The organism is Peptostreptococcus anaerobius 653-L (assembly GCF_000178095.1).
GTDB lineage: Bacteria > Bacillota > Clostridia > Peptostreptococcales > Peptostreptococcaceae > Peptostreptococcus > Peptostreptococcus anaerobius.
Genome location: NZ_ADJN01000065.1, coordinates 38,939 through 61,572, shown reverse-complemented (window position 1 = coordinate 61,572; position 22,634 = coordinate 38,939). Strand labels below are relative to the sequence as shown.

At 36.0% G+C, this 22,634-nt stretch carries 17 protein-coding genes; 1 reads left to right on the top strand and 16 read right to left on the bottom strand.

What is annotated here, in order from left to right; genetic code table 11:
- Nucleotides 1-61: 61 nt before the first annotated feature.
- The 3 genes from HMPREF0631_RS08495 to HMPREF0631_RS08485 form a co-directional block, all read right to left on the bottom strand.
- Nucleotides 62-1,291 (bottom strand): ABC transporter substrate-binding protein, encoded by a 1,230-nt coding sequence (locus HMPREF0631_RS08495; protein ID WP_002844521.1) that lies wholly within the window; start codon nt 1,289-1,291, stop codon nt 62-64.
- A 232-nt stretch (nt 1,292-1,523) separates the two neighbouring features.
- Nucleotides 1,524-2,531, bottom strand: a complete 1,008-nt coding sequence (locus HMPREF0631_RS08490; RefSeq protein ID WP_002844429.1) for an ORF6N domain-containing protein — start codon at nt 2,529-2,531, stop codon at nt 1,524-1,526.
- A 70-nt stretch (nt 2,532-2,601) separates the two neighbouring features.
- Nucleotides 2,602-2,925, bottom strand: a complete 324-nt coding sequence (locus HMPREF0631_RS08485) for a hypothetical protein (protein ID WP_002844455.1) — start codon at nt 2,923-2,925, stop codon at nt 2,602-2,604.
- Nucleotides 2,926-3,100: 175 nt separating this feature from the next.
- Between HMPREF0631_RS08485 and HMPREF0631_RS08480 the strand changes: the two genes are divergently transcribed.
- Complete coding sequence (locus HMPREF0631_RS08480) at nt 3,101-4,936, top strand: DUF4091 domain-containing protein (RefSeq protein ID WP_002844481.1); 1,836 nt, start codon at nt 3,101-3,103, stop codon at nt 4,934-4,936.
- Nucleotides 4,937-5,070: 134 nt separating this feature from the next.
- Here HMPREF0631_RS08480 and HMPREF0631_RS08475 read toward each other — a convergent pair whose 3' ends face one another.
- The 13 genes from HMPREF0631_RS08475 to HMPREF0631_RS08415 all read right to left on the bottom strand — a co-directional run bounded on the left by HMPREF0631_RS08475 (nt 5,071) and on the right by HMPREF0631_RS08415 (nt 22,632).
- Nucleotides 5,071-6,852, bottom strand: coding sequence for a UvrD-helicase domain-containing protein (locus tag HMPREF0631_RS08475; protein ID WP_002844440.1), 1,782 nt, complete (start codon nt 6,850-6,852; stop codon nt 5,071-5,073).
- A gap of 173 nt (nt 6,853-7,025) precedes the next feature.
- Nucleotides 7,026-8,573 (bottom strand): ribonuclease Y, encoded by a 1,548-nt coding sequence (gene rny, locus HMPREF0631_RS08470; RefSeq protein ID WP_002844445.1) that lies wholly within the window; start codon nt 8,571-8,573, stop codon nt 7,026-7,028.
- Nucleotides 8,574-8,928: 355 nt separating this feature from the next.
- Nucleotides 8,929-9,984 carry a recombinase RecA gene (gene recA / locus HMPREF0631_RS08465; RefSeq protein ID WP_002844480.1) on the bottom strand — a complete coding sequence of 352 codons (1,056 nt, stop codon included), beginning with the start codon at nt 9,982-9,984 and terminating at the stop codon, nt 8,929-8,931.
- 304 nt (nt 9,985-10,288) lie between these two features.
- Nucleotides 10,289-10,828, bottom strand: a complete 540-nt coding sequence (pgsA, locus tag HMPREF0631_RS08460; protein ID WP_002844516.1) for a CDP-diacylglycerol--glycerol-3-phosphate 3-phosphatidyltransferase — start codon at nt 10,826-10,828, stop codon at nt 10,289-10,291.
- A gap of 12 nt (nt 10,829-10,840) precedes the next feature.
- A complete protein-coding gene (rimO, locus tag HMPREF0631_RS08455; protein ID WP_002844437.1) occupies nt 10,841-12,190 on the bottom strand; it encodes a 30S ribosomal protein S12 methylthiotransferase RimO in 1,350 nt (449 codons plus the stop codon).
- Nucleotides 12,191-12,229: 39 nt separating this feature from the next.
- Nucleotides 12,230-14,659, bottom strand: a complete 2,430-nt coding sequence (locus HMPREF0631_RS08450) for a DNA translocase FtsK (protein WP_002844468.1) — start codon at nt 14,657-14,659, stop codon at nt 12,230-12,232.
- Nucleotides 14,659-15,912, bottom strand: a complete 1,254-nt coding sequence (locus HMPREF0631_RS08445; RefSeq protein WP_002844486.1) for a M16 family metallopeptidase — start codon at nt 15,910-15,912, stop codon at nt 14,659-14,661. Before HMPREF0631_RS08445 ends, HMPREF0631_RS08450 begins: the two co-directional genes overlap by 1 nt.
- Before the next feature lie 231 nt (nt 15,913-16,143).
- Nucleotides 16,144-17,067, bottom strand: coding sequence for a nucleotidyltransferase family protein (locus tag HMPREF0631_RS08440; RefSeq protein WP_002844494.1), 924 nt, complete (start codon nt 17,065-17,067; stop codon nt 16,144-16,146).
- Between the two features lie 95 nt (nt 17,068-17,162).
- Nucleotides 17,163-17,633 carry a COG2426 family protein gene (locus tag HMPREF0631_RS08435; protein WP_002844496.1) on the bottom strand — a complete coding sequence of 157 codons (471 nt, stop codon included), beginning with the start codon at nt 17,631-17,633 and terminating at the stop codon, nt 17,163-17,165.
- Between the two features lie 140 nt (nt 17,634-17,773).
- The gene (locus tag HMPREF0631_RS08430; RefSeq protein WP_002844409.1) at nt 17,774-18,235 is read right to left on the bottom strand and encodes a GtrA family protein; all 462 of its coding nucleotides are present in this window, start codon (nt 18,233-18,235) and stop codon (nt 17,774-17,776) included.
- A gap of 248 nt (nt 18,236-18,483) precedes the next feature.
- A complete protein-coding gene (gene ppdK / locus HMPREF0631_RS08425; RefSeq protein ID WP_002844443.1) occupies nt 18,484-21,129 on the bottom strand; it encodes a pyruvate, phosphate dikinase in 2,646 nt (881 codons plus the stop codon).
- A 17-nt stretch (nt 21,130-21,146) separates the two neighbouring features.
- Nucleotides 21,147-21,986: a pyruvate, water dikinase regulatory protein gene (locus HMPREF0631_RS08420; protein ID WP_002844464.1), complete on the bottom strand. Its 840-nt coding sequence runs from the start codon at nt 21,984-21,986 to the stop codon at nt 21,147-21,149.
- A 13-nt stretch (nt 21,987-21,999) separates the two neighbouring features.
- Nucleotides 22,000-22,632 carry a helix-turn-helix transcriptional regulator gene (locus HMPREF0631_RS08415; RefSeq protein WP_002844430.1) on the bottom strand — a complete coding sequence of 211 codons (633 nt, stop codon included), beginning with the start codon at nt 22,630-22,632 and terminating at the stop codon, nt 22,000-22,002.
- Nucleotides 22,633-22,634 lie beyond the last annotated feature (2 nt).

Genomic DNA, 22,634 nt, shown 5'->3' with positions numbered 1-22,634 from the left:
GCCCGACTAGTAAACTAATCAGGCTAATATTTTTCTTATTATTTCGCTAGTTTTATATTGCTTATTTAGCTAATTCAGCCTGAGCTGCATCAAGTGCATCCTTAGCAGCCATCTTACCTGTTATAGTCTTCTGAACTGCTGTTATAAAACTCTTGTTGAAATCATCCCAGTTTGGAACGTGTGGCTCAGCAACACCATTTGGTATTGATGCTGCAAATGGCTTCATAAAGTCATCCTTGAAACGAGCGTCATTTTCTTCGTCCTTAAGTATTGGGAACCATCCAAATGCTTCTGATACTGGTCTCTGGTATTCAGGCTGTCCCATAAACTCTACAAACTTCCATGCTGTTTCCTTGTTCTTGCTTAGTGAAGATATAACATATGAGTCAGTAACTAGTGTCTCAGCTGCGACTGCACCCTTTGGAAGTGGAGCTACTGCATATGGAGCTTTTTCCTTGCCTGAGTCCATTGTTTCTTTTTCCCATGGACCTGATATGAACATAGCCAAGTTACCATTTTTGAATAGCTTAGACTGGTCATTTCTCTTCATAGATACTGGATCAGGTATTACACCATCAGCATTGAACTTCTTTAGGTATTCAAGAGTTGCAACATTCTTTGAATCATTTAGAGTAAATTCACCCTTTTCATTTACCATTCTACCTTCGTTCTGGTATATAAAGTTCAATATTTCATCTGTACCACTTTCCATATCTGTAGGTATAGCAAAACCATATACCTTAGGATTGTCAGCGTGAACCTGCTTAGCAGTAGCCAGTAATTCATCCCAAGTTGTTGGTGCCTTTTTAACTAGGTCAGTCCTATAGTATAGGGCTCTTGATGAAAATGCCATTGGTATACCATACTGCTTACCTGAGAAGTTTGCTGTATTTAGTACATTTTCTACTCTCTTAGCCTTGAAATCATCATTCATATACTTAGATAGGTCTTCTACTGCTCCCATTTCTCCAAGCTGCTGTAATGTTCTAGTACCTACAAGCATGATGTCCGGAGCTTCCTTTGACTGATACATCTGTACAACCTTTGAGTTTAGTTCTTCCCATCCAACAGATACTATTTCTATCTTAGTATTTGGATTTGCCTTTTCAAATCCTGCTATACCTGTGTCTAGTTCCTTCTTTAGGTAACCTCCATCATAACCAGGTACTAACATTTTTAACGTAGTTGCTTCTTTGCTGTCCGCTTTCTTATCATCAGACTTGCCACAACCAGTTAAGACCATAGACATAGCCATAGTAACTGCCAAACTTTTTGCAAATAATCCTTTCATATCTTACCTCCCATAATTAATTATATCAATTATACCACTATTTCAAATATTTATATATATGTTTGTTATATTAAACTAGTTTATGTATGATTGTTTTTATCTATATTTAGGTATTCACTTATATATAAAATATATACCAATTAATTATCTTAAGATAGTGTAAAATAAGTATGGAGTTTTTGAAATAAAAAATAGAGATTACAACCTCGAATAACGCTTTAGCATTTACATATTAAATTTTCAAATCCTTATTGCTCAGCATTCCGCCAAACATTGTATGATACATATCCTTAGAGGATTCCTCTATCTTTGTAATACTTGATATTTTATTTCCTGCATCTTTTGATGAAGCTCCGCAAAGATAAAAGGCTTCACTGTCTGTTCCATAGTCAATGGCAATATATCTATCGTGATATTTTTTACCTGCAATTTTCATCTTCAGATTGATATTAGGGTAATCTTTTCTAAAATCGTTTAGGATATTTTTTGTCAGCATATCCTTGTTCTTCACATTGTCGCTAAAGACTATAATTTCAACATTGTCTTTTGCAGCCCTTAATAACTCTAAGGTTTTCAATCCTATATAGTTGTCTATCACATAAATACTTTTCTTTGCAGACTTATATATTTTTGTATAGGCAACATCTGCTTCAATTTTATCTCCGTTCATTAAAAGGAAATGCTTGTATGTGTCCGGATCTATAAAATTATCCATAACTTTTTTCAAATCTTCTTTTGTAGCCATTTGGGACTTTATTTCAGCTATATCCTTTGTGTTTTGATTTGTCTGTACTATTATTTGAACTAATTCTTTTGAACCAATAAAATCTTGGTTTTCTATGATAAAATCTTTCATTTGCTTAAATGTTCTAACTAAGGCTCTGCTTTGCTTAACAGCAAGTTCACCTCTTAGTACAGTCATGAGCATATAGATTCCTTGTTCTGTAAAGGCATAAGGATTGTATTTAATATTACTTCCTCTACCAGTACCTCTGTTCAAGGTGAAATTTTTGCACCTTGAAAGTTCTACCATTTCTTGGTCCGTTAATTGGAACATGAAGTCTTCACCTTCAAATTTTTCTGCGTTGTTTTTCACCTGTCTATTAAAGTTTTTAGTTTCATACCCATATATTTCGGCTAAATCTGAATCAAGCATTACTTTTTGCCCACGAATAAAATATATTTTTTCTTGTATAGTTTTATTATCCACAATAACGATCTCTCTGTTTTCTTCTGCCATGATGCCCTCCAACATTATCTAAATATCCTTTTCCAATTTGCTATGCAGTGCGTAGCTATTTGAATAAGTCTTATATTCTTTTATATTTTTCTACTCCACCTTCAGCTTTTCCGATGTGTTCTACATTTTTTACAAGTCCCTTATTTACATTTTCATAAAACCATCTGCCAATCAATGCCGGCGGTGTTGCGATTAACTCTCTTAAAACAAATTCTTTGTCCTTTGGTAAAGAGATAATTTTGTTTAATAAGGTAGTATATAGGTCAGCATAGCTTGTATTTTCTTGTAAACTGCTACACTTACAATATTCAGTAACGCTTGGGAAACCTCCCTCTATTGTTTTTTTAGTTAAAATTTCAAGTTCTTCATCGGTTACAGTAAATTGAATTCGCATTTATATCCTCTCCTTATAACTGAGTTTATTACCATATCATTATCATTTTATCATGAATACGATATTTTTTCCATACTGCAATTTTAAGCGACAATGTCAAGTTTCTAATTGATTCTTGCTATTGATTGTTTTATATGCTATTATTAATGTGTTTTATAAAAAAAGGGGGGTACTTATGAGATTCTATAATTCAATTACTAATTTTAGTAAGTCGGATAAATCAGGCTTAATTTGTATCAACAATAGAGCTTGTGGCAATAACACAATAACAAATATTGCAGATACAAGGCTAGATGACCTATACAGTCTTGAACCAAAATACGGACTTGAAGTAATATCAAACGAAGAAGTTGGTTTCTTTATTCTTTTAGACCTTGAAGAGCAATCACAAGTGAATATAAATTCATCAAAAGATCTTGGTTGGTGGGGTTTGGATAAAAATTACAGGTTGGCTGTAAAATCATCATCTCCAAGTCTAAATATTAGTACCAATTTCGTAGGATTTGTTGTAGATGATGACAATATTGAAAAAGCAGATATACTCCTAGATAAAAAAAGTATGCTCTGCTCCAAATCTCAGGTCCTTGTATATGTATCTGTTGAACATTTAAACTCATCATCTAATATATATACTGAATACAAAAATTCAAAAGACCTTTATCTTGACATTAATCTCTATAGGTCTGATGGATACGATTCAGAAGAAATTGTTGATAGCTCACGATTTAATATCAATGTCCTAGATTTTAGTCTAGAAGATGATGACGATTATTTCTATATGGATCTATGGCAGCATCCTTCGTCATGGGCTAGACAAGCGGATCTTGAATATTATAGTAATGAACACTTTGAACTGATAGAAAAATACCTATGGGGCATGAAAAGACTAGGTCAAAAGGTAATAGACCTAATAGTATCTGACTTTCCTTGGGCTGGTCAAATGTGTTTTGCTGTAGATAAGAATCCTTCAAGGCTCTATGAATACAATATAATAGACGTTACAAAAGAGGACGGAAATTATAAGTTTGACTATACAAAACTCGACAGGTATATAGATTTGTGCATGAAGTTAGGAATAGATAAGGAAATAAATATATTTGGTATACTTGGCAACTGGCATGGTTATGATTTCGGTTCACCAATCCAAGGCTATCCAGACCCTATAAGGATTAGGTATTATGATATTGACAGGGGTGTATATGATTATATAAGAGACAAGGATACCCTATCAGACTATATATCTAATTTGTTTGACCACTTAAATGAGCTCGGTCTAATAGATATAACTTATGTAATCGGTGATGAGCCAGGCAATATAGACAAGTTTAATTTATACTCTAGCTTCTTGGAAAGTTCAACTCACCATCCTATAAAATACAAGTATGCTCTACACAGCACTGAATTTATTGAAAACTATGACAAGGACCTTGAATCTTTTTCTATAAATGTGTTTAACCTAGCTAGTTACTGTAAGAATGGACAAATTACTGGTAAAATTGGAGAAAACTCCCACAAAATGACTTGGTACTCTTGTTGTTTCCCTCAGACTTTTAATATATTCATTAAGAGTCCCCTAATTGAGTCAATGTTGACTGGCTTTTATACTTATATCTGGAATATGAAGGGTATGCTCAGGTGGGCATATGGGCTCTATGTTGAAGACCCAATTTCTAATATAAGATACAAGCCGAATAAATGGCCAGCTGGGGATATGCTATATGTCTATCCAAACAAGGACAAGAGTCCCCTATCATCACTTAGGGAAAAAAACACCCTATATGGAGTGCAGGACTTCAATATATTCAAGAAATTAGAAGGCAAGATACCTAATTTATATGATAGAATAAGGAATGACTTTGGCATAAAAATCAACATAAGTAAAAAATCATGCGATACTAACCTAGCTGATAGTCCAATAAATGGAGACATAGTCCTAGATGACTATCCAGACTACAATAAATATAGGTCTATTAGAAATAGCTATATCAAGGAATATATAGAAAAAGTATAGAAATAAATAAATAGAAAAAAGTATAGAAAAAGCGTAGAAGTAAATAGAAAGATCATAAAAAAAATAAACCAACAAATTTAAACAGCATCCTAGACTAAAGTAAATAGCTAAGATGCTGTTTAATTATAATATATTTAAGTCTCTGTCAGTAATTTTATAATATCGCTACTCTCACTAGTATAGGACATTATCAAGCACAAGTACTCTTCTGCCCTAGTCATAGCAACATATACCTTATTTAAGTCTCCTGCAAAATCATTTACTAGGTAGTCTTGCTCATCTTTGCTGATACTGTGGTTGTATAGCATCTCCAACTCACATATTATAACAGCCTTGTATGACAAGGACTTTATAGAGTATATGTTTGATACTGTAACACCATTTTTGGGACTTACTAGTGTTATGGTATCATCTGCCATTGTATAGGCAATACCAGCCTCTTCTAATGACTTTCTTAGCATATACTGAAAATATATAACCTTGCCATTTTTAAGCCTCTTCTTATTGAAAGGATAGACTACTGCAATATCTTCTGGTCTGTAGCCCTTATCATTGACTAGGTGGTTGATCTCCCATATTACGGATTTTATCTGCTCATCTAAATCATCAATCTTGACTATATTCACAGACTCACTAGACTTGTACATTGCCCTAGTCTTCTTGAACATATCTATTGCGATATTGGCCCTGACCTTTCTCAATAGCTTGTTTGACCTGTCGCAATAATCATTTATATAGTCCACTATCTTGTTTGACTGTAGGTAGTTGTTTTTAAGTTCCAACTCATCCTCATACTCAATAGCCTTGGCACGACACTTGTATATATTTAGGTTATTATTTATATTATAGGCCTTACATATAGATATATTGAATATATATTTCTTACTATATAAAAACTCGTGCATCAAAAGTATTTCATCTTCATTGAAGTTCTCTCCCTCACTGACGAATATACCCTTGAACATCTTCTTGTTTTTCACAGAGTTTTGTACCTGTTTCATAACATTAGTAAAGGCCTTATCGTAGTTCTTTTTTAGTGTATTGTAGTCTATAACTAGGTCATTGGCCTTGGCAACCTTGAATACAAAGGAGCTAAAAGTATGGAGTTCTATATTTGACATATCTACCCTCATCAGACTAAGTAGCTCTAGACACCTGTTGTACTGTTGTTTTGTAAATGTCAGAAACAAAAACTTGTGGTGGGGATATATCTTAGATAGCTTTATCAGTCTAGCTAGCATAATACTAGTTTTGCCGGTTCCAGCCCCTCCAAGTATAACATGGTTTCCATAATCAGCAGAATTTACGCACTCGATCTGCTTGTCATCCATCATTACCATTTTGTATCCTAGGTTTAGCCCTGAGAATGTAATCTTTTTGATGTGTTTGTTGTAGCTATTGCCCTTTGTGAGTACAAAATATTCTGAACAAATATTGTACAAAAATATACCTAGTGCAACATCACTGTTTTCTTGCCCAAGCAAGGAGTCGAGTTTAGCCAAGTCACCGATAAGTTCTTGGGCCTCATTTCCACAAATAATGCTATTGTCTACAAATTCACCTAGGCTATAAGTATCAACTATCTCCTCTATATAAGGCATAACATAGACAAAATTGTAGGAAATCTCTGGGTATAGCTTGGTCATCTTTGAGGCCATAAGCTTGTGTTCCTCGTTCATGACCTCTAGAATCTCTTCATCAAGAAATGAAAACAAGTCCTCAGTAGTATCCATGAATTTTATAAATAATATCCTATTATTTTTTTTGTACAGCATATCAATATTAATACCCTTAAATGGTATCGGATTTGGTATGATATAAGCATCATCACCCAACTTGTTGTATATTTCAAGTTCAAAATCCTTAAGTTTGAGAGCATCCAAGTGTGATTTTATATCTGAGAATAAATTGCTCACTCAACCACCTCCTATTAGGATTATTATACCATCTTACTAGTTTATATACAAATCATATTTATCCATATAAATATTATCATTCATTAACTTTAATTTCACCTTAAAAGATTTATCAGCCTATAAAAAACTTTTGGTATATAAAAAAAGAGTGCATAAGCACTCTTTTAATATTATTATTTAGCATAGTCAGTCGCTCTAGTCTCTCTAATGATACTAACTTTTATCTGACCTGGATAGTCTAGATCTTCTTCTATCCTCTTTGTCATGTCTCTTGCTAGTAGGTGCATTTCTTCGTCACTTACTTCTTCTGGCTTAACCATTATTCTTACTTCTCTACCAGCCTGAATAGCAAATGATTTTTCAACACCCTCATAAGAGTTAGTGATTTCTTCTAACTTTTCAAGTCTCTTGATATATGATTCAAGAGTTTCACGTCTTGCTCCTGGTCTTGCAGCTGATACAGCATCTGCTGCTGTTACAAGTACAGCCTCAACAGTCTGTGGTTCATAGTCACCGTGGTGGGTACTCATTGCATGGATGACTTCCTTAGATTCTTTGTACTTCTTCAACAAGTCCATACCAATCTCAATGTGTGTACCTTCTATTTCATGGTCAACTGCCTTACCTATATCATGTACCAAACCTGCTCTCTTGGCAAGCTTTGGATCTGCTCCAATTTCCTCTGCCATGATACCAGCCAATATTGAAACTTCAATAGAGTGCTTTAACACATTCTGTCCGTAACTTGTTCTGTATTTTAGTCTACCCAACAGTTTTACGATTTCAGGATGTAGCCCATGTACTCCTGTATCAAACATTGCCTGTTCTCCAGCTTCCTTGATAATACTCTGAACTTCTTTCTTACCCTTTTCAACCATTTCTTCTATTCTGGCTGGATGTATTCTACCATCTGAGATTAAGTTTTCAAGGGCTATCCTTGCAACTTCTCTTCTTAATGGGTCAAAGCCTGATAATATCACTGCTTCTGGAGTATCATCGATTATTAAATCTATACCTGTCAAAGTTTCTAGGGCCCTGATATTTCTTCCTTCACGTCCTATGATTCTACCCTTCATTTCATCGTTAGGTAGGTTGACTACTGATACAGTAGTCTCAGCAACGTGGTCTGCAGAACATTTCTGAATAGCATAGCCAATTATTTCTCTGGCTCTCTTTTCAGCTTCTTCCTTAGCCTTGTACTCCTTTTCCTTAATCATCAATGACATTTCTCTTCTTACATCTCTTTCCGCATTTGAAAGGATTATTTCTTTTGCCTCTTCAGTTGTAAATCCTGAGATACTTTCAAGCTTCTGTACCTGCTTATCCCTAATTTGATCAACTTCGGCTTCCTTTTTCTTTACATCTTCGACTTTTCTTGTAAGATTTACTTCCTTCTGTTCTAAAGATTGCATTTTCCTATCAAGAGTCTCCTCTTTCTGTAGAACTCTCTTTTCATATTTCTGTACTTCGTTTCTTCTTTCTTTGTTTTCTCTTTCACCCTCAGTACGTAATCTATGAATCTCTTCTTTAGCTTCAAGAAGTTTCTCTTTTTTAACAGTCTCAGAGTCTCTGTTAGCCTTTTCGACAATTTCCTTAGCCAGTGTTTCGGCCTGTCCAATCTTAGCTTCAGAGATGTTTTTTCTGATAACATAACCAATCAGTAATCCTATTATAACTGCTATAGCGGCAGTTCCTATAATATATACTATTATTATGTCCACCTCCTTTTTCTTATTCTGTTTTCAAGGTTCAAAATCTTGTTCTATTATTACATTTGAGTTCAATGGTTTCTTGTCTAAAAGACACCACCATAATGGATATAATACCTATTTGATATCTAGCCCATCATGAGCAAAACATCTACTATAACATTTATCCCTATATCCTATTTTATAATCTTTTATCAATAATGTCAATTAATTGTAAATATTTGTTTTTTTTACTTAAAATTATACAAAAATCCGTAGACAGCTAGACATCCAAAGCTAGAACAAGTATCTAACATTTGATATCAATATACCATCTACGGATTAATTTTAAAATTTATGACTAGTAATTAATTTCCAATTTATCTTGCTAGAAAGTAAGTTGTTCCTCACCCAACTTAGCCTCTTCAATTGATATGTTCTCACTGTCAAAGTCAAGGCCGTAGTATTCTCTTACCTTTGCCTCTATTTCATTTGCTATATCTTCATTTTCTTCCAAGAATGCCTTTGAATTCTCTCTACCCTGGCCTATCTTGCTATCCTTGTAACTGTACCATGCACCCGATTTTTTGACAACATCTATACCTGTTGCTACTTCTAGTAGGTCGCCCATCTTTGATATTCCTGTACCGTACATAATGTCAAACTCTACCTGCTTGAATGGTGGGGCAACCTTGTTCTTTACAACCTTGACCCTTGTCCTAGATCCTATCATCTTGTCACCCTGCTTGATAGTTTCTATTCTTCTGACCTCTAGTCTTACTGATGAGAAGAACTTAAGGGCTCTACCACCTGTTGTTGTCTCTGGATTACCGAACATAACCCCTACTTTTTCTCTCAACTGGTTGATAAATATAACAACACAGTTTGACTTCTTTATAGATCCAGTCAATTTTCTAAGTGCCTGTGACATAAGTCTAGCCTGTAGACCTACGTGAGAATCTCCCATGTCACCTTCTATTTCTGCCTTAGGTACTAGGGCAGCTACTGAGTCTATTACTAGTATATCTACAGCTCCTGATCTTATAAGGGACTCTGCTATATCTAGGGCCTGTTCTCCTGTATCTGGCTGAGATATGACTAGGTTGTCGATATCCACTCCGAGAGCCCTTGCATATACTGGGTCAAGTGCGTGTTCTGCATCTATAAATGCTGCTATACCATCTCTCTTCTGAGCCTCTGCTATACAGTGAAGGGCTACAGTAGTCTTACCTGAAGACTCTGGTCCATATACTTCTATTATTCTTCCTCTTGGTAAGCCACCTACTCCTAGGGCTACATCGAGACCTATAGACCCTGTAGGTATAGAGTCTATCTCTAGTGAAGAAGTCTCACCAAGCTTCATTATTGATCCTTTTCCGTGCTCTTTTTCAATTTTACCAAGTGCCTCATTAAGGGCATCCATTTTATTCTTGTCTATTGTCATTTCGTTTCCTCTCCATACAAACATTTGTTCTTATATATTTATTATAAATTAATAGATACAAAGTGTCAAGAACAAATGTTCTCTTAGAATACTTTTATATACTAGCTAGTCTATCTATATCTATATAGGCAAAACTACTTAAAAGTAAACTACTTTAATATTTTTCCAAGCCATTACTTCTTATTGATGATCACGTCTAACACGTCTTATTGAGATATCAAGTATTGTAAATATGTGATATGTTATATGTGATATGTGATATTTAATATACTTTCTTATGCCTATTGAACAATTCTTATATCTATTACATATCAGAAAATAGTTTTCTATTTGCATAGAAATATTCATATCCTGAATACAAAGTAAGTATGGCAGCTATATATGTCAGTACTCCACCTATAGTCTTGAAAACACCAGGTCCCATATGAGCCCCTAGTAATAGGAATATTATCGCAAACATCTGTGTTACTGTCTTTAATTTACCACTTGATCCAGCAGCTATTACCTTGCCTTCTGCAGCTGCAATAGCCCTCATAATACTCACTGCCAACTCTCTTGCAACTATTATTATAACTATCCATGCTGGAACTAGATTGACTTCTATCATTGAAGTAAGGGCCGCTATAACCAGTAGCTTGTCTGCAAGTGGATCCATAAATTTCCCAAAATCTGTGACTAAATTTCTAGCTCTTGCTATCTTTCCATCAAGCATATCTGTTATAGATGCAAGGGCAAATATAATCATAGCTATTATATACTTGCTAGATATAGGCAAGTACATACATAGTACAAATAATGGTACCATGCATATCCTAAGTACTGTGAGTTTGTTTGGTAAGTTCATAATAATACCTCCTTAAATATTTATCTTTTTCATAGTTGGTACTTCATCTACAAGGTGGCCTTTAAGGTCATACTCATAAGCTGATTCGACCAAGACATCTACCATGTCTCCTCTTGAAAGATCTCTTTTTGTTTCAACATATATGACGCTGTCTATCTCTTCGGCATCATATTTTGTTCTACCTATATATAGTGTATCGTCAATCTGGTCTTCTATCAATACTTCGTAGGTATTTCCTATCTTTTTCTGATTAATAATTTCAGATACTGACTGCTGGACCATCATCAGTCTCTCAAGACGTTCTTTTTTGGTATCTTCGTCTATATGGTCAGGAAGCCTGTCAGCCGGTGTATCTTCTTCTCTTGAATAAGTGAAGGCCCCCATCCTGTCAAGTCCCATATTCTCTACAAAGTCTATCAGGGTATCAAAGTCTTCATCAGTCTCACCAGGAAAACCTACTATAAAGGTAGTCCTTATAGTCGCATCTGGTATCTTTGACCTTATCATTTCAACCTTGCTCCTTAGCTCTTGGTTGCTGGTATGCCTGTTCATCAGCTTTAGGATCCTGTCACTGGCATGCTGCATTGGAATATCAAAATAGCTACATAGGTTGTCATATTTAGCTATTACATCAACTATTTCTTCCGTTATTCCCTCTGGATAAGAATACATGACCCTTATCCACTTAAAGCCCATCTTGGCTAATCTTTCAAGTAATTCTGCCAACATGACCCTTCCGTATCTGTCTCTTCCGTATACACTAGTGTCCTGGGCTATCACAACCAATTCCTTGACGCCTCTTTCTAAAAGACCCTCTGCTTCAGCCAAAAGATCTTCTAGCTTCCTACTCCTATATTTACCCCTCAACTTAGGAATTATACAGTAGGTACAATTATTGTCGCATCCTTCTCCTATTTTAAGGTAGGCTAGGTGGTCAGGTGTAGATATATACCTAGGTAGATCTTCATTAAAACTAAAGTTGATATCTCCAATCTCAACTATACCATCTCTAGTCATCAACTTGTCTACAACAGTTGTGATATTTTGGTAGCTTCCTGTACCAACTATAGCATCTATTTCTGGTATTTCTTCTTTTAATTCATCTGGATACCTCTGGGCAAGACATCCTGACACCAAAAGATACTTTAGACTACCCTCGTTCTTAAGGTCTGCATATTCTACTATAGAATCTATAGACTCCTGCTTGGCAGACTCTATAAATCCACAAGTATTTACAATAACTACATCAGCCCCTTCAGGACTTGAAACAAGTTGGTGGCCCTTCTTGTTCAAGAGCCCCAACATAATCTCCGCATCTACTAAATTTTTTGAACATCCTAATGATTCTAAGGCTATTTTCAAATCTATTCCTCCAATTTACTCTAATTCTAATTTAATTTTCTATAACAAACCCTCTAGGTCTTGCTTGGAAATAAGGACCTTTCTAGGTTTACTGCCCTCACTAGGACCAACTATTCCTCTTTCTTGCATATCGTCTATGAGCCTTGCAGCCCTGTTAAATCCTATCTTGAACTTTCTCTGTAGCATTGATGCAGATGCCTGCCCATTGGCTACCACAAACTCGATACACTCGACCAATAACTCGTCAGCTGAAGATACTTCATCAGTGTTTACATTTGATATCTTCTCTTCTATATCATCTGCATAGGTATGCTCTCCAACCTCATTTTTAATATGTTCTATAATCTTGTCTGACTCAGCCTCTGATATAAATGCCCCCTGTAGTCTGACTGGCTTGGCAGCTCCAAGAGGATAGAATAACATATCTCCCTTACCGAGTAGTTTTTCTGCTCCACCCATATCTATAATAGTCCTTGAGTCCGTCTGAGACGATACTGCAAATGCTATTCTAGATGGTATGTTGGCCTTGATCACACCTGTTATAACGTCTACTGAAGGTCTCTGAGTAGCCACTATAAGGTGCATACCAGCAGCTCTTGCCATCTGGGCAAGCCTGTGTATACAGTCTTCTACATCATTGGCAGATACCATCATAAGGTCAGCCAACTCGTCTATTATTATTACTATTCTAGGAAGTGGATTATCCGTCTTTTCGTTATAACTCTTTATATCCTTTACCTGAGTATCTGCAAAGAGCTTATACCTTCTATTCATCTCAGTAACAGCCCAAGTAAGAGCATTGGCAGCCTTTTTAGGATCTGTTACAACTGGTATCAAAAGGTGAGGTATTCCGTTGTAGTTGGATAGCTCGACAACCTTAGGGTCTATCAATATCAGCTTGACCTCGTCTGGCTTGGCCTTGTATACCAAACTAGTGATCAAGGTATTTACACATACAGACTTACCTGAACCAGTAGAACCTGCTATTAGTAGGTGTGGCATCTTGGCTATATCACCAATTATAATCCTGCCTGCAACGTCCTTGCCTAGTCCCATGGCCAGCTTAGAAGGGTATCCATTGAACTCCTTGCTCTCTATGATTTCTCTTATGCCTACCATCTGAGACTCCTCGTTTGGAACCTCTATACCTATGGCATTTTTACCCGGTATTGGTGCTTCCATTCTTATAGACTTGGCTGCAAGAGATAGGGCTATATCATCTGTAAGGTTGACTATCTTACTCACCTTAACACCCGGTCTTGGCTGTATTTCGTACCTAGTTATAGTAGGTCCAACCGTAACCTGGTTGATAGATGCCTCAACACCAAAGTCCCTAAGAGTCTGCTCTAGTCTTCTTGCATTTTCTAGTACCTTTTGCTTTGACCTCTTGTCAGACTTGTTCACAACCTTATTAAGGAGTGAAACAGGTGGCATCTTATAGTTTGCATATTTTATATGCTCGTTTTCTTCTTCAAATAAATCTTCTTTTTCTGGTTCGACTATCTGACCGGGACCACCCATCAACTTACTCTTAGGACAAATATCCTTTAAGTTCGGTGTGATACCATCTATACCCTCTAGGTCACCCTGCTGTAGCTTCTGAAGGACTTCAAGGTCTGATAGGCTCTGAGTTCCTTCTAGTATTTCAAGATAGTCGTCCTCTGCCTTGTTGAAACCAACTATTTTTATAGTCTTATCTGTATCATCCTCTTCTTCAGGACTATCTTGGTCATTCTTTTTAAACTTGTCCTTTATCTTTGAGAATATACCTGTCTTACTGATAACAGTCGTTTCCTCAATTCCATCTACGTTTGTCTTGTTTTTATTGAACACCTTTAGCTTTGACAATATATTTGCCCTGCCATTAGAAGGATTCTGGGCAAGCTCTATCATATCTGCTATAGATATGTCCATAACCTGTAGTATACATATAATCGTAGCAAACACTACTATAAGCCATGCACCCACAAGCCCAAGTATATGTGTCAAGTAATAAATCGCAAATGAAGGTATAAGTCCCATACCCTCTCTTGAAACACCCATCTTTATTATATCCTGTATTTCATCCAACCTTAGTGGACTAGATGAAGGTGACTGAGCATAGTTGATCAAACCATAATAAAGTATCAAGAATATAGGTATTATATACTTCATCTTGGTTCTTCTAATCCTATTTATTTTTTCGTTATTGCGGATAAATCCTGTTATACCTGCTAGTACTAGGACAAGTGGCACAAGTATAGCAAGTCCACCAAATAATCCCTTAAATATCAACTGTATTATCCTAGGAAGAAGAGCTCCTGATGATGACATTAGTCCATATCCTATAAATAGACCTAAAAATATAATAACCAAATTGTGATATTCTGGGTTATATTCTCTCTGCCTTCCCTTAACAGGACTCTTTCTTTTTCTACTCTGTTTTGACTGAGGAGGTCTTTTTGGTCTCCCCTTTGAATTCTTAGCCACTATAACACCCCTTTCATAATAGCCTTAACTCCCTTACCTGTGACTCCAATTGCCATAGGTTTACTAAATAGCCTATCTATTAGACCCTTCATGTAGTCAATATCTATATCGTCCACTATCTGACTTATCTCTTCAGTTGACTTGAGTTTTTTGCCTTCTATTTCATACTCTCCTATCAAGAGCATCCTGTCCTCAGTATCCTCAATATTCATCAAGACACTGCCCTTGTACTGCTCCTTGGCAAATAGGAGTTCATCTCTTGTAATATAATTGTCTACAAGGTCTGCTATCTCCTTTTTGACAAGCCTATACACTTCTTTTAAATTATCAATAGCCATACTAGCATAGATTCCAAATTCAGCATAATTTCTATAGAAACTATCTGAAGAATATATACTATAGGATAGGCCCTTTTCTTCCCTTATATGCTGGAAGAGCCTTGAACTAGGTGAGTTGCCCAATATATTACCTAGAAGTTTGACCCCATAAAAATCCTTGTCCACCCTATCATCTGGACACTCAAATACTATGGCTATATTGGCTTGCTCGTCCTCCCTGTCCTCAACAAAGGCAATAGGTAAAAAGTCCTGTCCCTCTTGAATAGTAGATACATCATAGGACTTCCAAGAAGAAAAGTTGTCTTCTATCTTATCAACTAGATCATCAAAATCAAAGTTGCCACTTGCAACTATAACAGAATTGTTAGCAACATAGTGGCTATCAAAGAAGTCAATTATCTTTTCTCTGTTGATATCCTGTATAGATTCAAGAGTTCCCAGTACATTCCTGCCTATGCCCTTATTTGAATGAACCCTTTTAAGAAGTTCTTCATATACATAGTCCTCAGGAGAATCTTCATACATTTTTAGTTCTTCTCTTATAACAGACTTTTCTTTTTCTATCTCATTTTCATCAAAGACGGAATTCTTTAGTATGTCAGCCAAGACCTCTATGCCCCTGTCTATATGGTTGTATGGCATCTTGACATGATAGCAAGTATGGTCATGTGTCGTAAAGGCATTGATGTTGCCACCGTAGTAGTCAATGTCATTAGATATCTTCTTGGCAGACCTAGTCTTAGTCCCCTTGAAAAGCATATGCTCTATAAAGTGGGCTATTCCCCTATTGTCTTCTGATTCCATCCTAGAACCTACATTTATCCAAACGCCTAGAGATACAGACTTGACATATGGTATCTCTTCAGCGACAATTCTAACTCCATTTTTTAATATTTTTTCTTTTATAATATTCACCTCTTTTTATCATTTACCTTTCATTATAACATAGAAATAGGTAATTTTTTCTTATATGGCTATAAATGTTTTATATTTACTTGTACCTATTATATATTACCCCCACCGTCTTAACTTTAGCTTTCAAATACATGCCTAAACAAGAAAAGAGCCTTTTAATAGACATCTGTTATCTAACAGAAAAACCTATAAGGCTCACTTATATTATATAAAACTATTCACTATTTATTCTTATCTCATATCCTCAAATAGGTCTTTAGAATAAACTCCCTCTTCAATCAGCTTGTCAAATGATTTTATAACTGCATCAAGGTCCTCTCTATAAGTTATTCCAAACCACTTGTCATGAGTTTCTAGTAGCTTAACAGATATTTTACCATCTTCAAGTAGGCCACCTATATGTATTGGTATAAGGTATTCTGCTGACAAGGCTTTGTCCTCAGCTAGCTTGTCGAAAAACTCCTTAAAACCATCCTTAAGTATATCTATATACTCAGGAGTAAATCCCCACATATTCATAGATACATGTGAGTTGACATCTATTTTTCTGCCTTCTGTCTCAGCACCTTCTTTTGTTTTTACTATATTGTAAGTTTCTTCAACATCAGTAAGGTAGTCATTTTCATCTACTGAACATATGCCCCTTGTAACACCACCGTTTTCACTAAGAGTGTTTTTAAGGATAAATCCAGACATACAATAACTCTTCTCTTTAGATGAGTTTGAAATCAAAAATTCATGTATATTTACAAATGATTCCTTGCCATAATAATCATCTGCGTTTATAACTGCAAAAGGCTCATTTATGATATCTCTACAGGCTAAGACCGCTTGACCTGTTCCCCATGGCTTTTTACGTCCATCAGGCAAGCTTACACCCTCAGGTAGATCGTTTAAATCTTGGTAGGCATAGGCTACTTCCACATTATTTTTGCTGCAGATTTTTTCAATCCTATTACCTATTACCTCCATAAAGTCTTCCTTGATATCTTCACGAATTATAAAAATAATCTTATTAAATCCAGCATTTATAGCATCATATACTGAATAGTCCATGATTATCTCACCGGACTTGCCTACTGATTCCAACTGCTTTATACTAGCACCATATCTTGACCCTATGCCAGCAGCCATTATTACTAACGAAGTTCTCATTATATTCTCCCTACTATACTTATTTATTATTTGAATTAACATAAAAAAATCAACTCAAGCACATAAATGCACTTGGTAAACTATATATTTCTACTTTATAATAAGCTAACAACACCATAGCTAACTGTAGCTATAATAAAACCTGCCACAATATTGCCAACTATAATATATGGCAATACATTCTTGGGTCTAAAACCAAGCAAGACAGCCAAAAGACTACCACTCCATACACCAGTTCCAGGAAGTGGAATTGCAACAAATAAAAACAGGCCTATCCTACCTATTCTATTGACATACTTGCCCCTTCTCAAGACCTTGGACTTCATATTCAAAATCCTCACCTTAAGAGGCCTTAGGCTCTCAAGCTGAAACAAGACCCTATTTATGCCATACAATATAAATGGACATGGTATGCAACTCCCCAAGACAGAAAATAATATGGATGTCCTAGCACTCAAGCCTAAAGACAGACCAATGGGTATGGCTCCCTTTAGTTCTATTATGGGTAACATAGATACAAAAAAGACTATCAATTCTTTTTTTAAAGTAACAATAAGGTCCATCATATCCTTATACCCCCAATTAAAATATTTACATCTGTTTATTATACCATACTCTTCTATAAGTTTCAATTCAATCGTTTACATATAAAATCAAGTATTTGTAATCCTAATTATAGTGATGCTATTGTTTAGTTATACTCTTATTATGAATTGGTATCTATATCTATATCTTTATCTATATCTTTATCTTTTTCTTTATCTCTATCTTTAAAGATTATAAACTTACTAGCAAGGTAATTGAGAACCACAACAATTACATTTGTAAGCAACTTCCATACAAATGCCTCCTGATTCATCAAGTCAACAGCCATATACATAATAGCTGTATCAATGATACCTGTTAGGAGCCTAGCAGAGAAAAACAAGGGTATCTCCCTAAGCAAGTAGTCTATCTCCCATGACTTGCTGTTAAACACATATAATTTATTTGTAATATAGGCAAACAAGACTGCCAGCACCCATGCTACTATATTGGACACAACATTAGTGACACCAAACTTGTAGTAGAGTAGGTTATATGTAACAATATTTACAATAGTAGTCAATACACCAAAAAATAAATATGAAATAACACTTTTATATTTTTTATAGTACTCAATTATCATTATAGTAGCCCCCAAATTATATCATATATTTAAAACACACAAAATATTTATATTTCTTACACTGCTTCTAACATTATATACAAATAAGCAAATATTTGCAAGAATAAATACCTATATAAGAGTTTCTAAATATTCGTGATCCTTTACTATAATTATAAAAAAATTTGTACCCCATATACGACAAGGAGTACACATCAATTTCAATGTGTACTCCTAGATTTTATGGTTTTATATAATTTTATATGATTTTATTTGTCTCTATGTGAGTCGCCCTTTCTTTTCTTAACAGTTGCCTGAGCAGCAGCTAGTCTTGCGATTGGTACTCTGAATGGTGAGCAAGATACATAGTTTAGACCTGTATTGTAGCAGAATTCTACTGAAGATGGTTCTCCACCGTGTTCTCCACAAATTCCTAGCTTTAGGTTTGGCTTAACGCCTCTACCAAGCTCTGCAGCCATCTGAACTAGTCTACCTATACCCTTTTGTTCTAGTACCTGGAATGGGTCTTTTTCAAGTATTCCCTTGTCTACATATTCTCCAAGGAACTTACCAGCGTCGTCTCTTGAATAACCGAATCCCATCTGAGTAAGGTCGTTTGTACCGAATGAGAAGAAGTCAGCAACCTCTGCTATTTCATCAGCAGTTACACAAGCTCTTGGTATTTCTATCATTGTACCTACTGTGTAGTCTACCTTTACTCCAGCCTTTTCAAACTCTTCGTTTACAGCTTCTTCTATTAGTGGTCTAAGCATCTTTAATTCATTTACATGACCAACAAGTGGAACCATTATTTCAGGTGTTACCTTGTGTCCATCCTTAGTAGCAAGTACTGCACCCTGAGCTATAGCCCTTGCCTGCATTATACATATTTCTGGATATGTAACAGCAAGTCTACAACCTCTGTGTCCTAGCATTGGGTTGAATTCATCTAAGTCAACAACTCTCTTCTTAAGATCACTTGGTCTAATTCCCATCTGCTTTGCAAGTTCCTCTATTGATGCATCATCATGAGGTAGGAATTCATGTAGTGGTGGGTCCAATAGTCTGATGTTACATGGCTTGCCATCCATTGCCTTGAAGATTCCGTGGAAGTCTTCTCTCTGGAATGGAAGTAACTTGTCTAGTGCCTTTACCCTATCTTCTACATTTTCAGCTATTATCATTTCTCTAACAGCTGGTATTCTATCTTCTTCAAAGAACATATGCTCAGTTCTACAAAGACCTATACCCTCTGCACCGAACTCTATAGCCTTCTTAGCATCTCTTGGGTTGTCGGCATTTGTCCTAACCATCATATCTCTTATTTCATCTACCCAGTTCATAAATACTTCGAAGTTACCAACTAGTTCTACACTAGTCATTTCAACTGAACCTAGGTATACACAACCTGAAGAACCATCTATTGAAAGGTACTGACCTTCCTTTATTATCCTGTCTCCACATCTGATTTCTCTAGCTGCTTCATCAACTCTTAATTCCCCACAGCCTGCTACACAGCACTTACCCATACCTCTAGCAACAACTGCAGCATGAGAAGTCATACCACCTCTTGCTGTAAGTATACCTTCAGCACTTACCATACCTTCTATATCTTCTGGAGAAGTCTCCTGTCTAACTAGTAGAACCTTTTCACCTTCCTTGGCATGAAGAACTGCATCATCTGCATGGAAGTATACCTTACCTGTTGCAGCACCTGGAGATGCTGGAAGACCCTTAGCAAGTAATTCTGCAGACTTTAGGGCCTTTGGATCAAATGTTGGGTGTAATAACTGGTCTAACTGATTTGGCTCAATTCTCATTATAGCCTCTTCCTTGTCTATTGTACCAGCGTTTACTAGGTCAACTACTACATTTATAGCAGCCTTAGCTGTTCTCTTACCATTTCTAGTCTGTAGGATATATAGCTTACCGTTTTCTATTGTAAATTCTATATCCTGCATATCCTTGTAATGAGCCTCTAATTTCTGTGTAATATTTACAAACTGATCATACATTTCAGGCATTTCTTCCTTAAGTGTATCTATTGACTGAGGTGTTCTTATACCTGCAACAACGTCTTCACCCTGGGCATTTATCAAGTATTCACCAAATAGTCTATTTTCTCCTGTTGATGGGTTTCTAGTAAAGGCAACACCTGTACCTGATGACATACCCATATTACCGAATACCATTGACTGGATATTTACAGCTGTACCAAGGTTTCCTGGTATATCGTTTAATTTTCTGTATACTATAGCTCTTGGGTTGTTCCAAGATCTAAATACTGCCTCTATAGCAAGCATCAACTGCTTCTTAGGATCCTGTGGGAAGTCTTCTCCTATTTCATCCTTATATATCTTCTTGAATTCTTCTACTATAACCTTTAGGTCATCAGTTGTAAGATCAAGGTCTGAACTGTATCCTTTAGCTTCCTTCATCTTGTCTAGAACGTTTTCAAACTTATACTTTGGAACTTCCATAGCAACGTCTGAGAACATCTGTATAAATCTTCTATATGAATCATATGAGAATCTTTCGTTCTTTGTAGAATCTATTAGACCCTTTACACTTGTATCGTTAAGACCAAGGTTAAGTATTGTATCCATCATACCTGGCATTGAGAAAACTGCACCAGATCTTACTGATACCAACAATGGATTGTTGTCACTTCCTAGCTTCTTGCCTTGTTCTCTTTCAAGCTGAGCTAGTTTGTCTTCTACCTGGTCTATTACTTCTTGTCTGATTTTTAAATCGTTTTCATAATAGTCATTACAAGCTTCTGTAGTTATTGTAAATCCCTGAGGTACTGGAAGACCAATATTAGTCATTTCTGCTAGGTTGGCACCCTTACCACCTAGCAGGCCTCTCATATCCTTATTACCTTCATCAAAACTGTAAACAAATTTTGTACTCATTAGATTCCTCCTAATTTTTATATTGAGTAGTCTTTTTCAACGGCTACACCATTTTCTTTTAATATGTCTATTATTATCCCTGCTGTCTCTTCTATAGCCTTGTTTGAAACATTGATAACTGGACACTTTAAAGTCTTCATTATCTCTTCTGAATAGTCAAGTTCCTCAAGTATTCTCTCAAGTTTAGCATAGTTGGCTGCCCCTGAAAGTCCTAAAGCCCTTAACCTTTCCATCCTGATCCTATTTAGGGTATCTGGTGAATTTGTCAGACCTATTATCCTCTTAGTCTCAACTTCCATAAGTTCCTTTGGTATTGGAACCTCTGGCACCAAAGGCACATTGGCAACTTTTAGCTGCTTGTTGGCAAGATACATTGACAGTGGCGTCTTTGATGTTCTAGATATACCAACTAATACAACATCTGCCTTTAGGACACCTCTAGGATCCTTACCATCATCATATTTAACAGCAAATTCAATTGCCTCAATCCTATCAAAATACGACTTATCCATCTTTCTTATAACGCCTGGCTCTCTTATAGGCTCTATTCCAGCCTTTTCTGCCATCTGACCAATTACACTTGATAGCAAATCTATATATGATATGTTGTTGTCCTCACAGTATGATTTTGCGTAATCAACTAGTTCCTGATTTACCATACTGTACATTACAAGTGCATTTACTTCTTTGGCCTTCTCCAAAACGTCCATAAGAAGATTCTTGTTGTTTATGTATGGGTGTCTCCTTATATTCCAATTCTCGTGGTTTGGAAACTGGTATATACAAGCCTTTGCAACTGTTTTTGCAGTTTCCCCCAAAGAATCTGAAACAATATATATATCTATAGTATTATCCATATTTACCTCACTTTTATTCTGTTAATTCGACGAATAACCTAGTAATGAGTGTCTTTGATACCTTGCCCACAACCGTCATCTTGTTTCTCATTTCATTGAATCTAACAACAGGTAGACTATCTACTTCCCTCTTTACTAGCAATGCCGCCGCATCACTGATTGATTGATTTTCCTCTATTATCGCCACATTTGGCATTCTCGTCATTATCATTCCTATTGGCATCTTGTTGACATCTCCACCACCAATAGTGGCCTTAAGTAGGTCTTTTCTAGATACAACTCCACATAAGTTGTCAGACTCATCCAAGATGAATACGCCACCAGCATCTTCTATGAAAAGATTAACTATCACATCATATACTGAATCACCTTGATGGGCTATCATAGGTACCCCCATCACATCTGAAACCTTGACATCCTTCATCCTATTTTTTTCATTGTTGAAGTCGCCTTCACCAACATAAAAGTAGCCAACCTTTGGTCTAGCATCCAGTATATTTGTCATGGTCAATACCACTAGATCTGATCTCAAGGTAGCTCTTGTGACATTTAGCCTCTCAGCAATCTTTTCACCCGTTATCGGCTCATATTGCTTTACTATGTCGATTATTTTTAATTGTCTATCATTAAGTTTTATATGAAGCACCT